Source organism: Terriglobus sp., from assembly GCF_965201105.1.
In the GTDB taxonomy this organism is placed as follows: domain Bacteria; phylum Acidobacteriota; class Terriglobia; order Terriglobales; family Acidobacteriaceae; genus Terriglobus.
Genome location: NZ_OZ241741.1, coordinates 1,244,109 through 1,259,173, shown reverse-complemented (window position 1 = coordinate 1,259,173; position 15,065 = coordinate 1,244,109). Strand labels below are relative to the sequence as shown.

The following is a 15,065-nucleotide window of genomic DNA, read 5'->3' as shown; positions in this document are numbered from 1 at the left end:
AAGCGCGGCGTTCTGCCGCGCTCGTGCTGCACGTTGGAATCCGGTTAGCTTCGCAGCTTTGCAAGCAGATCGGTCGGATGCACCGGCTTTGCCAGAATCTCAAACTCGTGGCCCTGGGCGCGCGCTTTTTCCAACAGGTCAGCCGTGGCAGCCTGACCGCTGAACAGCAGCACTTTGCAATGCGGCAGCTTCTGCCGAATCTGGATGGCGGCCTCAATGCCGGTCATGCCCGTCATGATCACGTCGCTGATCAGCATGTTTGGCTGGAATGCGTCGATCGTCTCCAACGCGTTTTCGCCGGAATACACGGCGCGCGCCTCAAACCCAGCCTGGTTCAGAATGATTGCCAAAGTATTGGCGATGACCTGCTCGTCGTCGGCGACGAGGACCTTCGGTTTTGCGTTGCCGTTCGTCATGTCTCCAGTAAGAGTACCCACGGAAAAGCTGCATGGCAAGCGACGCCATGCACTGTTGCAAACGCATGAAAGCGCAGGAGCAAGTGTTAGGCTCAACGCAAGTCACAGGACTGTCGCGCCACAAGAGCATTGCAGTCGCCGTCCTGCGCCAGCCACAGTCCAGCCACTTGCCAATGGAGGTCCTGCCCCGTGGGAGAAGCGATCATCCGCGCCGAGCGGGTCGAAAAATATTATGCGCAGCCGAGTGAGAACCGCATTCAGGTGATCTCGCCGACGGACCTGTCGATCGTGCCGGGCGAGATCGTCGCTTTGCTCGGCCCATCCGGGTCGGGAAAATCGACGCTGTTGCGGATGCTGACCGGTCTATCAAAGCCTTCGGCAGGCGAGGTCTACTGGCACGGGCGGCCAATCTCTGAGTCCAACAGCAACGTTTCCATCGTTTTTCAAAGCTTCGCGCTGTTTCCGTGGCTCACCGTTCTGCAAAATGTGGAAGCGCCGCTGCAGGCCAAGGGCATCGCACCCGATGAGCGAACCCGCCGCGCCATGAAGATGCTGGACACCGTCGGCCTGGACGGCTTCCAGTCCGCGTTTCCGAAAGAGCTCTCCGGTGGCATGCGGCAGCGCGTCGGCTTTGCACGTGCCCTGGTCGTTGAGCCGGAGGTGCTCTTCATGGATGAGCCGTTCTCGGCGCTCGACGTGCTTACCGCCGAAAACCTGCGCTCAGAGTTACTCGAGCTTTGGCATAAGCAAACCATGCCGACGCAGTCCATTTTCATCGTGACCCACAACATTGAAGAGGCGGTGCTGCTGGCGGACCGCATCATCGTGCTGGGACGCAACCCGGGCCACATCCGCACGGATTTCCGCGTTAACCTGCAGCATCCGCGTAACCGCAAGACTGCGGCGTTTACACAGCTGGTCGACTACATCTATAAGGTGCTGACGCAGCCTGAGTCGCAGCCGCCCGAGCTGCCGCGGACCAGCGATGGCCGGCGCGTGCGCGATCAACGCCTGATGAGCTACCAGATGTTGCCGCATGCACGCCCCGGCGGCATTGCCGGACTGCTGGAGCTGCTGATCGACCACGGCGGCAAAGCGGACATCTACAGGTTGGCCGACGATCTTGCGTTTGAAATTGACGATCTATTACCAATCGTGGACGCCGCCGCGCTGCTTGGCTTCCTGACCGTTCAGGAAGGTGACGCCATGATGACAGCCGAAGGTGCCGAGTACGGCCATGCCGAGATCCTGAGGCAGAAAGAAATCTTCCGTACGGCGGCGATCGACAGAGTCCTGCTGTTGCGCCAGATTGTTCGTGCCATTCAGGCCAAGTCCGATCGCAGCGTGCCCGAGGAGTTCTTCCACGACGTTCTGGACGAGCAGTTCAGCGAAGACGAGACGCAGCGGCAGCTTGAAACCGCGATCAACTGGGGCCGCTACGCGGAGCTGTTCGACTACGACAGCAACCGGCACCGCTTCATTGAATCCAGCGTGCCACACGAGCAACTGACTACGGCCGGAGGCGATGCGTGAAGCTGTTGCCGGGCAGCTTCACTCGGGTACGTGCCCAACTGGACGCGCGGCTGCCACACACCATGTCGCGCAGCCAGGTGCTGCGGCGATCATGGCCCTTTCTGCTGGATGTAACGGTTGCCCTGATCGGCCTCGCCTGCTTCTACGCAATCGTGCTGATCGCGCGGCTATGGGCCGGCAGCGCACAGCCCGACGTTCGGATTTCGCTGTCGGCCTCAGCTCTTCCGCGGTACGCCTTCTACTCCGTTGTGCGCATGGGGCTGGCGTACCTGCTCAGCCTGGTGTTCGCGATCGGCTACGGCTATGCCGCTGCATACAGCCGCCGCCTGGAAGCGCTGATGATTGCAGCGCTCGACATCCTGCAGTCGATCCCGGTACTCAGCTTTTTGCCGGGCGTGATGCTTGCTATGATGGCGCTGTTCCCTTCCCGGCAGGTCGGCCTGGAGCTTGGCGCCGTGCTGCTGATCTTTACAGGCCAGGTCTGGAACATGGCCTTCAGCTTCTACTCTTCGTTGAAGAGCCTGCCTCGCGAACTGGTGGAAGCTTCCGCCATCTTTCAGTACTCCCGCTGGCAGAGGCTTTGGCAGTTGGAACTGCCGTATGCCGCAATCGGTTTGGTATGGAACAGCATGGTTTCCGTGGCAGGCGGCTGGTTTTTTCTGATGGCCTGCGAGATGTTCGTGCTGGGCGACCGCGACTTCCGCCTGCCCGGTTTGGGCAGCTACCTGCAGACCGCGGCCTCGGCCGGAAACGTTTCTGCGATTTTCTGGGGCTTACTAGTCATGGTCGGCATCATCGTTGCCACCGATCAATTGATCTGGCGGCCTGTGATCGCCTGGTCCGACCGCTTCAAGTTCGAGCAGGTTGAAAGTGCGCGCGGGATCCGCTCTCCGCTGCTGGCGGCACTGCAGTCCTCGTCGCTGCTGAACGGCGTTGGCCGCCGCACGCTGCTTCCGTTGCAGGAGCGGCTCTACCATCACTTCGCAACGCAGAAAAAGCAGGCGGTCCGCGTGGATGAGGATGGCCGCAGGAGTTCGCCGCGCCTGCTGCAAACGTTGCTCTACACCGTCGTTGTGGCCGCTCTACTCTATTTCGCCTGGCAGGCCATCGGTTTGCTGCGGGGGCTGCACGCCACCGACCTGCGGCAGCTTATTCTGGGTGCCGGAGCGACGTTTTTGCGTGTCATGGTAGCCTTGCTGCTCGCCTCGGCCTGGACGATTCCTGCCGGCGTCGCCATCGGCTTTCATCCGCGGCTTGCACGGGTCGTACAGCCGCTGGCCCAGATCGCCGCCAGCGTGCCCGCGACGGCATTGTTCCCCGTGCTGCTTTTGCTGTTAATCCGCAGCGGCGGAGGCATGAATGCCGGAGCCATTCTGCTGATGCTGCTCGGCACGCAGTGGTACATCCTGTTCAACGTCATTGCCGGGGCGATCGCGATCCCGAGTGACTTGAGAGAGGTTGCGAACCTGTTTCACTTTTCGCGCTGGCAGCGCTGGCGAACAGTCATCCTGCCCGGCATCTTCCCATTCCTGATCACAGGCCTGGTGACCGCGTCAGGCGGCGCGTGGAACGCCAGCATCATTGCCGAGTACTTCCGGCTCAAAGGCCAGACGTTTACTGCGTTCGGGCTTGGCGAGCAGATCAGCGCAGCGACGGATGCGGGGCGCTTCGGCGGCCTGCTGCTCGGCACCATCCTGATGGCCCTGATGGTCGTCACCATCAACCGCCTGGTGTGGCGGCCTCTGTTCCGGCTGGCGGAAACGAAATATCGCTTGAGCGCCTGACGTTAGACCTGCGTGAGCCGTGGCCGGCGGAACGCGAACACCACTGCAAGAATCGGGGGCGCCAGCAGTGCTCCCCAGGGTGGCAGCAGGATGCCGCCCAGAATCGGCCCCAACAGCGCAGCCCACCAGGGGACGCGCGTCTGCCGCTTCAGCAGAAGCGGCTGGATCAGCAGGCCGTCAGTCACGGCAATGACTGCATACAGACCCAGCACCCACCAAAGCCGGCTGTAGTCATTGTCATTCGTAGAGAAAACCGCAGCCACCGCAGGCCCACACACACCCAACACCGCGCCAACACCGGGAACGAACTGGAAAAGCGCGCCGAGTACGGCCCATAGCGGGGCGAACGGCACGCCAATCCATAGCAGGCCCACCAGCCACATCGCGCCAACAATGACCGCGTCCAACAGCGTGGCGCGGAACCAACCGCCGAGCGCGGCACCGGCGCGACGGCTGTAACTCGCTTCCCGCTCTTCGGCGCTCATAGTGGTTCAGATGCAGGTTCAGGGCAGAAGCTCCTGGCCGGTGCGCGGTACTCTACCGATATGAAGTTTGGCGTTCTGGTCTTTCCTGGGTCGAACTGCGACCACGACACGTACAACGTATTCCGAAGCGTTCTGCAGCAGCCGGTCACTTTTCTGTGGCACGCGTCCGCGGACCTGCAGGACTGCGACGCCATTCTGGTGCCGGGAGGATTCGCCTATGGCGATTACCTGCGGACCGGAGCACTGGCGCGGTTCGCACCCGTGATGGCGAGTGTGCAGAAGTTTGCCGCTGCGGGTGGGCCGGTCATGGGCATCTGCAACGGATTTCAAATCTTGTGCGAGGCCGGCCTGTTGCCGGGCGCCCTGCTGCGCAATCAGAACCAGCGCTATATCTGCCGGGAGGTTCACCTGCGCGCCGAAACGGCTGACTCGCCATTCACCAGTCTGCTGACCAAAGGCGAGGTGCTGCGGATGCCGATCGGTCACATGGAAGGCAACTACTTCTGTGATGCGGACGCTCTTGCATTGCTGCAGCGGGATGATCGCATCGCCTTTCGTTATTGCGACGCCGAGGGAGCGACCACGGCCGGCGCGAACCCGAACGGTTCCCTGGACAACATTGCAGGCATCCTAGGTGAAGGACGCAATGTGCTGGGGATGATGCCGCATCCCGACCGGTCCAGCGAGGCGCTGCTGGGGTCGGCGGACGGTCTCCGTTTATTTGCATCGCTGGCTTCTACTCTGACCCAAGCATAACCATGGTTGACCTGCATCATCACCTAATCTTCGGCGTCGACGACGGCTCGCCGGACCTGGAAACATCGGTGGCCATGGTGCAGATGGCGGCCGAGGACGGCGTCACGCACCTGGTCGCGACGCCGCATGCCAATGAGCAGTTCGCCTACGATCGCGCGGCACACGCGCAGCGCCTGCAGCAGATTCGCAACGCTCTGCCTTCGGCAATTGCCACACAGATTGAGCTGGGACTCGGCTCAGATTTCCACCTGGACTACGACAATACGGTGGACATCGGCAACATCAACAAACAATTCGCCATCAACGATGGACCCTATCTGCTCATTGAGTTGTCCGACACGGGCATCCCTGCGCGCATCGACGAAGTGCTCTACAAAATGCGCGTCGTCGGCCTGGTGCCGATCCTGACCCACCCGGAGCGCAACAGCACCTTGCAGCGATCACGCGGCAGATTGCGCGAGTGGATGAAAGCCGACATGCTGGTACAGGTCACCGCCAATTCGCTGACCGGCCATTTCGGCAAGCTCGCCGAACGCGTCGCATGGGAGCTGATGGAAAAGCAATGGGTTCACTTTGTCAGCAGCGACGCGCACGACCTGAGCCGCCGCACGCCGCGCCTGAGCGCCGCCTATGAGGTCGTCCGAAAGCGCATGGGCGAGGACACGGCGGAGCGACTCTTTCTGACGAATCCCCTGGCTGTGTTCGAGGGCCGAGCGATGCCGTCCCAGCCGGATCCAACGGGCGTTTTCGAAGAAGAGAAGAAGGGCTGGCTCGACTCGCTGATCGAGCATTTCCGCTAGGGTCAGTTCAGGCCGAGGCCGCCGTCGACCGCGAGCAGCTGCCCGGTGATGAAGCTGGGGCAGCTTGCGAAAAACAGTACCGCCGCCGCGACATCGTCCGCGCTGCCGTTCCTCTGCATCGGCGTTTTCTTCGCAAAGCTGTCATACGCAGCATCGTGTGTTTCGCCCAGAACGATCATGCCGGGAGCGACGCAGTTCACCGCGATTTCCGGCGCCCAGGTCTTCGCCATGGTCTGGCTCAGCATGTGCAGCGCTGCCTTGCTGGTGCAGTAGTGCGCGTGGGTCGCCCACGGGTGCATGCCGCCGAGCGAGCCGATGTTGACGATGCGCCCATGGGCGGCTTTCAGGTGCGGGTACGCTGCCTGCGCCGTCAGGAACGGGCCACGGGTATTCGTGGAAAACATCGCGTCCCACTGCTCGGGAGTTATGTCCTGCAACGCCGCGGTTTCGAACGCACCGGCGTTGTTGACGAGCAGATCGAGACCGCCCAGATATTCGGTTGCCGATGCGATCGCGGTTCGAACCGATGCCGGGTCGCCCACTTGGCACGCAACGGCCCGCGCCCGCACGCCAAGCCGCTGCAGCTCGGTAACGGCATCCTCTACCTTGCAATTAACCTGGCGGGAGGTGATGACGACGTCAGCGCCTTCCGCGGCCAGCGAAAGCGCTAACGCACGTCCGATGCGCCGCGCTCCGCCCGTGACCAGCGCGCGTTTTCCAGCAAGCACGGGCACGGGTTAGTTCGGTCCCGTGGTGCCGGTGGTCGCACCCTGGTTGCCGGTCGGCGCGCTGGACCGATTTGGCTGGCGAGGCGGTGTCGTGGAAGGCGGCACACTCACGTTGTGATCCGCCGCGGGCGAGACCGTCGGGTCACCCGTTTGCTTCGGGTCAGCGGGTGCGGTCGGCAGCTTCAGGACCGGGTCGGTTGCGGTGATTGGCTTGTTCTGTGTGGGCTTGACCGTGCGGTGGTCCGGCTCCTGCACACCCGCCTTTTCGGTCGACGCTCCCGACCTGTTCTCGTATATGGAGTACTGCTCTTGCGGTCGTCTCATGCGAACGGTCAGCTGCTTTGATGGACCATCCAGAGTTACAGTGCCGGAGTATGTGGAAAAGCCGTTCGCGATCACTTGCACCTGGACGACGGAGCCGGTGGGAATGATGTCGATGAACGCTTTACCATCAGTGCCCGATTTGACCTCAAGATTGCCTTCATCGACACCATCCTTCACGGGGTGAAACACCACGCCGGCGTTCTCAATCACCTTGCCGCTGCTGTCGCGAACGATCAATACCTCGAAGTGACTGGTTTCGGCGGGAGCTTTGTACTTGCGCCCATGCCGCTCCGATTGTCCCAACAGTGTTCCCGCCGTGACGAGAGCCGCTGCTGCCCAGAGGCTTACCCGCTTCCAATTCCTTGTGCTGACTGCCACAACCATGCCGAACATTCTAGCTGCGCGGGAGGTGAACCGTCCTAAACCTGACGGAGGAGGTGCGGCATTTCAGCAATTCGCCACAACGTGAGTACGATTCACTCACATTTCATGCCGAAGCTGCTTGACAGGCGTAGCTTCGGCTGGGTACTTTAGCAATCGGAGGGTGCGAGTGCCAACGCCTCGCCCCGATCTGCAGACACTGACAAAAGCACCAACCCCACAAGCAAGGAGCAAGGACTCACATGGCATCCACGTTTACTCCGCTGCACGACCGCATCCTGGTCCGCCGGACCGAAGAGGGCGAGACAATGCGCGGCGGCATCATCATTCCGGATTCCGCCAAAGAAAAGCCGCAGCAGGGCACGGTTGTGTCCGTCGGCAAAGGCAAGTCGAACGACGAAGGCAAGGTTTTCCCGCTGGATGTCAAAGCGGGCGACGTGATCCTGTTCGGCAAGTATTCCGGCAACGAGATCAAGCTCGACGGCGAAGACCTTCTCATCATGCGTGAAGAAGAAGTTCTCGGCATCCTCAAGAGCTAGTGCGGCCTGTGCCCCACGTTCGCATCACGAGCGGGGGTTGAGCCTCCGCAATTCCGACATTCAACTCCGCGACTCCGGTCGCAAAGGAAGACAAGGCAATGGCAAAGACAATTCTGCACGGTGAAGATTCCCGTCAGGCGATTCTGCGCGGCGTGAACACCCTCGCCGACGCGGTCAAGGTGACGCTCGGTCCGAAGGGCCGCAACGTCGTTATCGAGAAGAAGTTCGGCTCCCCCACGATCACCAAGGACGGCGTGACCGTTGCCAAGGAAATCGAGCTCAAGGATCCGATCGAAAACGTGGGCGCGCAACTGGTAAAGGAAGTCGCGTCGAAGACCAGCGACGTAGCCGGTGACGGCACCACGACCGCGACCGTCCTGGCGCAGGCCATCTACCGCGAAGGCGTGAAGACCGTTGCCGCCGGCGCGAACCCGACCGCCCTGAAGCGCGGCATCGATAAGGCTGTTGAGGCCATTGTCGGCAAGCGCGCGGAAGACGGCACCGTCTCCGGTGGTGCGCTGGCGAAGTTCTCCAAGCCTGTTTCCGGCGACATGATTGCGCAGGTCGGTACCATCTCCGCCAACTCGGACTCGCAGATCGGCACCATCATTGCCGAAGCGATGAAGAAGGTCGGCAAGGACGGCGTAATCACGGTCGAAGAATCCAAGACCATGGAAACGCAGTTGGACGTGGTCGAAGGCATGCAGTTTGACCGCGGCTACCTGTCGCCCTACTTCGTGACCGATGCCGAGCGCATGGAAGTGGCGCTGGACGATCCGTACATCCTGATCTACGAAAAGAAGATCAGCTCCATGAAGGACCTGCTGCCGCTCCTGGAGCAGATTGCCCGCACCGGCAAGCCGCTCGTCATCATCGCGGAAGACGTAGATGGTGAGGCGCTGGCGACCCTGGTGGTCAACAAGTTGCGTGGCACGCTCAACGTTGCTGCGGTCAAGGCTCCTGGCTTCGGTGACCGTCGCAAGGCCATGCTGGGCGACATCGCAACGCTGACCGGCGGTCAGGCGATCACGGAGGACCTGGGCATCAAGCTCGAGTCCGTCAAGATCGAAGACCTGGGCCGTGCGAAGCGCGTCACCATCGACAAGGACAACACCACGATCATCGACGGCGCAGGCCAGGACGATAAGATCGAGGGCCGCGTCCGCGAGATTCGTTCGCAGGTTGAGAAGACCTCCAGCGACTACGACCGTGAGAAGCTGCAGGAGCGTCTCGCCAAGCTGGTCGGTGGCGTCGCCGTCATCAAGGTCGGTGCAGCTACCGAAACCGAGATGAAGGAAAAGAAGGCCCGCGTCGAAGACGCGATGCACGCAACGCGCGCTGCCGTCGAAGAAGGCATCGTCCCGGGCGGTGGTGTGGCCCTGGTCCGCTGCGCTGCTGACGTGGACGCGCTGATCAAGACGCTGGAAGGCGACGAGAAGATTGGTGCGACCATCATCCGCCGCGCCATCGAGGAGCCGCTGCGCCAGATCGTCCAGAACGCGGGCGTTGAAGGTGCCGTGGTTGTCGGCAAGATCCTGGAAGGTAAGGAAGGCATCGGTTACAACGCTGCCACCGGTCAGTTCGAAGACCTGGTTGCGGCCGGCGTCATCGACCCGACCAAGGTCACCCGCACAGCGCTGCAGAACGCGGCCTCCATCAGCGGCCTGCTGCTAACCACCGAAGCGCTCATCTCCGAAGTTCCGGAGAAATCAGCGCCCGCGGGCGGCGGCCACTCGCATGGCGGCGGCATGGACGGCATGTACTAACCCTTGCATGCAGCGGAAGCGCTCTATGCAAAACAGAAAGCCCCGGAGCAATCCGGGGCTTTCTGTTGATACAACACGAGAATGCATGGTTTCAGGAACTTAAGTACCCCATGCACGCCCGCAGATACGAGTGCACCAGCAGAATCAGCTCGCTTTTCAGCGGCTCGTAATCGCGCTCGGGAGTTGCGGATTCAAGCAGACGCCGCGCGATGCCGTTCATGGCGGCCAGAACGACCGTTGCCACGATCTCTGGATCCTTGGTCAAACCCGGTGCCGTGGCAAACATCAGGGACACCGCTTGCCGTGCCTCCACGTAAGCATCTTTGGCAATCTGCATGCCGTCCACGTCTGCACTGATTGAGTACAGCGCCACACTATGTTGCATGTGCTTGAGCTTCGCCATCAGGTAGGCTTCGATGATTGCCTCTGCCATGTGCAGCGCATCTTCACCCTGGCAATCCGCGCAAGCCGCTTCGACCGCGGCGATCACCTCTTGCATATGCCGCCGAAGGCAAGCCTGCAGCAGCGCAACCTTGTTCGGGAAATATTGATAGAGCGTGCCAACCGAGACGCCGGCACGTGCCGCCACACGTGTGGTGGTCAGCCGCTCCTTGCCGACCGCGGTTAAAACCTGAAGCGTAGCGTCCAGAATGGCATCGACCGTCTCAGTCGAACGCGCCTGCACCGGCTGTTTTCGCGGCTGAATCGCGGATCGAACGACGGTAGGCAAATGCGAACTCCGAGGCGGAAGACTTCTTCATCTAAAGACGCGAGATCGGTTGTGGGCGTGGCCCACAGCCCTTGGAGGAAACATGGCAAGTAGCAATCTTGGCGGCACTTTCACCTTTCCCGGCACCACTTTGACCGTAAATCGCATGGGCTATGGCGCCATGCAGCTTGCCGGACCGGGCGTGTACGGACCGCCGAAAGATCATGATGCGGCAATTGCAGTGCTGCAGGAGGCGGTCGACGCCGGCGTAAACCACATCGATACGAGCGACTTTTACGGCCCGCACGTGACGAATCAACTGATCCGCGAGGCGCTGTTTCCCTACCCGGAGGATTTGGTCATCGTGACAAAAGTCGGCGCACGGCGCGAGGCGGACAAATCCTGGAAGCCCGCGCAGTCTGCCGCTGAACTCCGTTCCGCGGTCGAGGACAACCTGCGTAACCTCGGGTTGGATTCGTTACACATCGTGAACATGAGACTGATGGGCGACGGTCCGCACGGGCCGACCGAAGAGCCGGTCGGCGAGCGCATCGAGGCGCTCGCAAAGCTGCAACAGGAAGGGAAGATCCGGCATATCGGGTTGAGCAACACGACGGCGGCACAGGTTCGCGAGGCACGCGGCATCGTCCCGATCGTGTGCGTGCAGAATCTATACAACCTGGCGCACCGTGAAGACGAAGCTTTGGTGGATGAGCTCGCGGCGGACGGCATTGCCTATGTACCATTCTTTCCGCTTGGCGGCTTTTCGCCGCTGCAATCCTCTGAGCTGGACGGCGTCGCTAAGTCTCTGAACGCGACGCCGATGCAGGTCGCGCTGGCATGGCTACTGCACCGCTCGGGCAACATCCTGCTGATTCCGGGCACGTCGTCAGTGGAGCATCTGAAGGAGAATCTGGCGGCGGCGCAGTTGCAGCTGCCGAAAGAGTCTCTGGCCTCGCTGGATCAGATCGGAAAGTAATTTGGCGCAGCACCCGGCAGTAGGCGGAGGTCTGGCAACAGACTTCCACCTAGTGCTGGACGCCAATCTGTGACTCTTCGCAACTCAGTGGCCACAAGCAGGGTCGGAGTGGCTCATGGCGCAGACGATGGACCACCATGCGTCTATGCTGTTTTTTTGGGCTACGTCGATCGGCAAACGACTGCAGGTCCGGTGGCGCAACAGCGTGCTCGCTTCTGTTCTCTTTTGCAGAAACGTTACGTCTGACTGCACAGGAGACACGCCGCATTTCCACCCTCTCGCATCGCCCCTCGCCTCGCCCAGGTCAAAGCTTCACGGTACGCTGGGGAGGCAGGAAGGCCGGCACTGTTCCGGCGCAAAGCCGGACCGTTCCGCATAAGTCGGCCGTCAGAGGCTTGCTGCTGCTCGCATTGCTAGCGTTCATCATTCGTGGGATCGTGGTGCTTTGCTTTTACCGCGACCTGCCGGTGTCTGCCGATCACAACGAGTTCGGATGGGAGCAGGGCTGGATCGCCCGCTCGATCGCGTTGGGTCACGGCTTCTCTTCCCCATTCCAACCACTGGACGACGTACCCACTGCGCTGGTCGCGCCGCTTTACCCATATCTGCTCGCTGGCATCTTTCGCGTGTTCGGGCTGTACTCCGCAGTGTCGGCGCTGGTGGCACTCGGGCTGAATGCCCTGATCAGCGCTTCCGTCGTATTTCCGGTGTATGAGATGGCACGCCGGGCGGTTGCAGGCTCGCTCCACTCGGTACGCACCGGGCTGTCGAGCCACGCACCGGCAACGGCGCTCACACCTTTGTGGGTTCGGCGCGTGCCATGGATGGCCGCGGCACTGTGGTCCGTTTACCCCTACTCCGTTACGTTCTCCGGGTCATACATTTGGGATCACACCCTGACCGGCGCGCTGTTCGCATGGACGTTTCTGTTCGCTCTGCAATTGCGCCGATTTGGCGTGCTGGGTTGGGCGAGCTGGGGACTGCTGTACGGCGTGACGGCGCTGTCAAACCCCAGCGTGCTGTCACTGCTGCCAGCACTTGTACTCATTGCGGTGATCGGCCAGGGCATGCCAGTGCGCAGAGGGCTGACCCGCGTAGCTGTCGCCGCAGCAGTGCTGGCGCTTACGCTGCTGCCGTGGACAGTACGCAACGTGCGCACGCTGCATGCGCTTGTGCCGATGCGCGATGGCTACTGGGGTGAGTTCTACGCCGGCAACAACGACGACACCAGCCATACCAACCCAGACTGGACGCATCCCGCCAGTAACGCGGCAGAGCTGCGGCGGTATGAACAGCTTGGTGAGGTGCGCTACATGGCAGAGAAGCGCACGATCGCGCTGAAGCACGTTTCAGAAAAGCCGGGCCTCTTCGCGGTGCAGTGCCTTCGCCGCACGGTTCGCTTCTGGACGGGCTTTTGGAGCTTCTCTTCCAGTTATCTGCAGGGCCAGGCGCTGGACGTTCCAAACGTTCCCTTCTGCACTGCGCTGGCGCTGCTCACCTTCTTCGGCCTTCGGTCGCTCCTGCGCCAGCACCGCCGGGCAGCTTTGTGCTTCCTGGCAGTAGTGGTGCTCTTTCCGTTGCCGTACTACCTGACGCATGCTTCGGTCGACTACCGGCAGCCAATTGAACCGGAGATCGTGGTGCTGATCGCGGTCGGCGGTGCCGAACTCTGCAGCAGATGGCAGGCCCGCCGGGCCGCGCGGACACAGCTTGCACAGGGTGTTCTGGTCGGCAGCTAGAGCGCGAATTTGCATGGCGTGAGAATCTGTTGCGGTGCCGCTTTCTTTGCGCGGCTTACCGGAGAGTTCCTGATGCCGTTGCGCCCGCTGCGCTGTCTCGCTGCGTCTGCTGTTCTGCTGTGTGTTCCTGCTGCCCTGTTCGCTCAGGGCGGCGCTGCGAACGATCTGCTCATGCCGAAACCTGCAAGTGTGCACTTTGCGGCGGACGGTTTGCGGGTCGGGCCAGATCTGACGATCGCTCTGGTGCAGACTCGATCGCCCAGGCTGCAGGCCGCAACGTTGCGTTTTCTGAAGCGCATGGAGGACAAGACAGGCACACCGTTGCCGCGATCCATCGGCAATGCCACGACCGGCACGATCGTGCTTGACGTGGCCAGCGATGGCGAAGCGGTGCAGGGGCCAGACGAAGATGAGAGCTACACGTTGGACGTCACCTCGGCGACGGTTCACCTGAAGGCCGCGACAACCTTGGGCGCACTGCACGGGATGGAAACGCTCTTCCAACTGACGCAGCCGTCTGCCAACGGTTACATGATCCAGGCCGCATCGGTCCAGGACAGTCCTCGTTTCCGCTGGCGCGGACTGATGCTTGATTGCGCCCGGCATTTCGAACCGCTTGACGTGCTGAAGCGCAACATCGACGCAATGGCCGCGGTCAAGCTGAACGTCTTTCATTGGCACCTGATTGATGACCAGGGCTTTCGCATCCAGAGCCATGTCTTTCCAAAGCTGACCGAGCTTGGGTCGGATGGAAAGTTCTACACCCAGGACCAGGCGCGTGAGTTGGTGCAGTATGCGCGGGAACGCGGCATCCGCGTGTTGCCCGAATTCGAAATGCCCGGCCATTCGGCGGCTTGGCTGGTCGCATACCCTGAGCTGAACAGCGGCACCGAGCCGAACGGTATCCGGCAAGAGTTCGGCATATCGGACACGGCGCTCGACCCCACACGCGAAGAGACGTACACCTTCATCGGCCGCTTCTTGGCGGAGATGACGGCCATCTTCCCGGACCCGTATCTGCACATTGGCGGCGATGAGACACCCGCACCTGACTGGAAGACCAACCCGCGCATCGTGGCGTTTATGCGGGCGCACAATCTGACAAACAACGATGCCCTGCAGGCCTACTTCAACACGCGTGTGCTGGCCATCGTGACGAAGCTGAACCGCAAGATGGTCGGCTGGGATGAGATTTTGCATCCCGACCTGCCGAAAGACATCGTGATCCAGTCATGGCGCGGCGGTGAGTCGTTGGCCAAGGGTGCGCAAATGGGTTTTCAGGGCGTGCTCTCGCAGCCATACTACCTGGACGCGATGAAGCCAGCGAGCGTTCCTTACCTGGCCGACCCTGTGCCGGCAGACACGAAGCTGACGCCGCAACAGCAGCAACTGATTCTGGGCGGCGAAGTGTGCATGTGGGCCGAGCAGGTGAATGAACGCACGATCGACTCCCGTGTTTGGCCCCGCACGGCAGCCATCGCGGAGCGGTTCTGGTCTCCACAAAATGTGCGCGACGTGGTGGACATGTACCACCGACTTGACGCCACGTCGCTGGAGTTGGAAACGTTCGGCCTCAAACATCTGTCGAGCGAGGACGCAGGTTTGCGTTCGCTTGCGGGAACTCAGCAGATCAGCGCATTGCGCATCTTTGCCCAGGCGTTCGAGCCCGTTCCGTTCTACAACCGCTACCTGGAGCAGCACACGTCGCAGCTGACGCCGCTCACAAACTTCGTCGATGCGGTCGTACCCGATCCGCCGGTAAAGCATCGGCTTGCACTCGCCTCGGCAATCCTGACGCAGAAGGGTGACGCATCCTCCGCAGCCAGCGCCGCGGCTGAACTTACGTCGTACTTCCGTTCGGTGGGCGCATCGGTGCCGCAGGTGCAGGCACTGTTCCCTTTCGCACCGCGGCTGCGACCCATGGCGCAGCGAGCACAGCAACTGACGACGTTGAGCCAGATCGGTGTTCAGGCAGTACAGTACCTGTCCAGCCGTCAGGCGGCGCCGTCTGGCTGGAAGGCGAATAGTCTGAAGCAGCTCGAAACGGCCAAACAGCCGTCCGCGATCGTGCGCTTTGTCTTTCAGGACACGCTGACGGAACTGGTGCAGGCCGTTCGATAAAAAAG

General features: G+C 61.6%; 14 protein-coding genes. 9 read left to right on the top strand and 5 right to left on the bottom strand.

Annotated features, from left to right (window positions below):
• Positions 1-44 precede the first annotated feature (44 nt).
• Complete coding sequence (locus ACOFKT_RS05505) at positions 45-416, bottom strand: response regulator (protein ID WP_419806414.1); 372 nt, start codon at positions 414-416, stop codon at positions 45-47.
• A 189-nt stretch (positions 417-605) separates the two neighbouring features.
• On the opposite strand from ACOFKT_RS05505, the gene ACOFKT_RS05500 reads away from it, so the two are divergent.
• Both ACOFKT_RS05500 and ACOFKT_RS05495 read left to right on the top strand, forming a co-directional pair.
• Positions 606-1,949 carry a nitrate/sulfonate/bicarbonate ABC transporter ATP-binding protein gene (locus ACOFKT_RS05500; RefSeq protein WP_419806413.1) on the top strand — a complete coding sequence of 448 codons (1,344 nt, stop codon included), beginning with the start codon at positions 606-608 and terminating at the stop codon, positions 1,947-1,949.
• Complete coding sequence (locus tag ACOFKT_RS05495; RefSeq protein ID WP_419806412.1) at positions 1,946-3,733, top strand: ABC transporter permease; 1,788 nt, start codon at positions 1,946-1,948, stop codon at positions 3,731-3,733. The genes ACOFKT_RS05500 and ACOFKT_RS05495 overlap by 4 nt, the downstream gene beginning before the upstream one ends.
• Positions 3,734-3,735: 2 nt before the next feature.
• Here the strand turns inward: ACOFKT_RS05495 and ACOFKT_RS05490 are convergent, their stop codons facing one another.
• Positions 3,736-4,218: an AI-2E family transporter gene (locus tag ACOFKT_RS05490; protein WP_419806411.1), complete on the bottom strand. Its 483-nt coding sequence runs from the start codon at positions 4,216-4,218 to the stop codon at positions 3,736-3,738.
• A gap of 60 nt (positions 4,219-4,278) precedes the next feature.
• Here ACOFKT_RS05490 and purQ point away from each other — a divergent pair, with 60 nt between their 5' ends.
• Both purQ and ACOFKT_RS05480 read left to right on the top strand, forming a co-directional pair.
• Positions 4,279-4,974, top strand: a complete 696-nt coding sequence (gene purQ / locus ACOFKT_RS05485; RefSeq protein WP_419806410.1) for a phosphoribosylformylglycinamidine synthase subunit PurQ — start codon at positions 4,279-4,281, stop codon at positions 4,972-4,974.
• A gap of 2 nt (positions 4,975-4,976) precedes the next feature.
• Positions 4,977-5,774 (top strand): tyrosine-protein phosphatase, encoded by a 798-nt coding sequence (locus ACOFKT_RS05480; protein ID WP_419806409.1) that lies wholly within the window; start codon positions 4,977-4,979, stop codon positions 5,772-5,774.
• Positions 5,775-5,776: 2 nt separating this feature from the next.
• Here ACOFKT_RS05480 and ACOFKT_RS05475 read toward each other — a convergent pair whose 3' ends face one another.
• Entirely contained in the window at positions 5,777-6,508 is a 732-nt protein-coding gene (locus tag ACOFKT_RS05475; RefSeq protein ID WP_419806408.1) for an SDR family NAD(P)-dependent oxidoreductase, read from the bottom strand.
• Positions 6,509-6,511: 3 nt separating this feature from the next.
• Positions 6,512-7,129, bottom strand: a complete 618-nt coding sequence (locus ACOFKT_RS05470) for a hypothetical protein (protein ID WP_419806407.1) — start codon at positions 7,127-7,129, stop codon at positions 6,512-6,514.
• A 320-nt stretch (positions 7,130-7,449) separates the two neighbouring features.
• Between ACOFKT_RS05470 and ACOFKT_RS05465 the strand changes: the two genes are divergently transcribed.
• Together ACOFKT_RS05465 and groL are read left to right on the top strand one after the other, a co-directional pair.
• Positions 7,450-7,746 carry a co-chaperone GroES gene (locus ACOFKT_RS05465; protein ID WP_263412865.1) on the top strand — a complete coding sequence of 99 codons (297 nt, stop codon included), beginning with the start codon at positions 7,450-7,452 and terminating at the stop codon, positions 7,744-7,746.
• A gap of 98 nt (positions 7,747-7,844) precedes the next feature.
• Positions 7,845-9,512, top strand: coding sequence for a chaperonin GroEL (gene groL / locus ACOFKT_RS05460; protein WP_419806406.1), 1,668 nt, complete (start codon positions 7,845-7,847; stop codon positions 9,510-9,512).
• 91 nt (positions 9,513-9,603) lie between these two features.
• Here groL and ACOFKT_RS05455 read toward each other — a convergent pair whose 3' ends face one another.
• Entirely contained in the window at positions 9,604-10,242 is a 639-nt protein-coding gene (locus tag ACOFKT_RS05455) for a TetR/AcrR family transcriptional regulator (protein ID WP_419806405.1), read from the bottom strand.
• 82 nt (positions 10,243-10,324) lie between these two features.
• On the opposite strand from ACOFKT_RS05455, the gene ACOFKT_RS05450 reads away from it, so the two are divergent.
• From ACOFKT_RS05450 to ACOFKT_RS05440, 3 genes are all read left to right on the top strand, one after another.
• Positions 10,325-11,200: an aldo/keto reductase family oxidoreductase gene (locus tag ACOFKT_RS05450; RefSeq protein WP_419806404.1), complete on the top strand. Its 876-nt coding sequence runs from the start codon at positions 10,325-10,327 to the stop codon at positions 11,198-11,200.
• Positions 11,201-11,595: 395 nt separating this feature from the next.
• Entirely contained in the window at positions 11,596-12,939 is a 1,344-nt protein-coding gene (locus tag ACOFKT_RS05445) for a hypothetical protein (protein ID WP_419806403.1), read from the top strand.
• A 72-nt stretch (positions 12,940-13,011) separates the two neighbouring features.
• Positions 13,012-15,060, top strand: a complete 2,049-nt coding sequence (locus ACOFKT_RS05440) for a beta-N-acetylhexosaminidase (protein WP_419806402.1) — start codon at positions 13,012-13,014, stop codon at positions 15,058-15,060.
• Positions 15,061-15,065 lie beyond the last annotated feature (5 nt).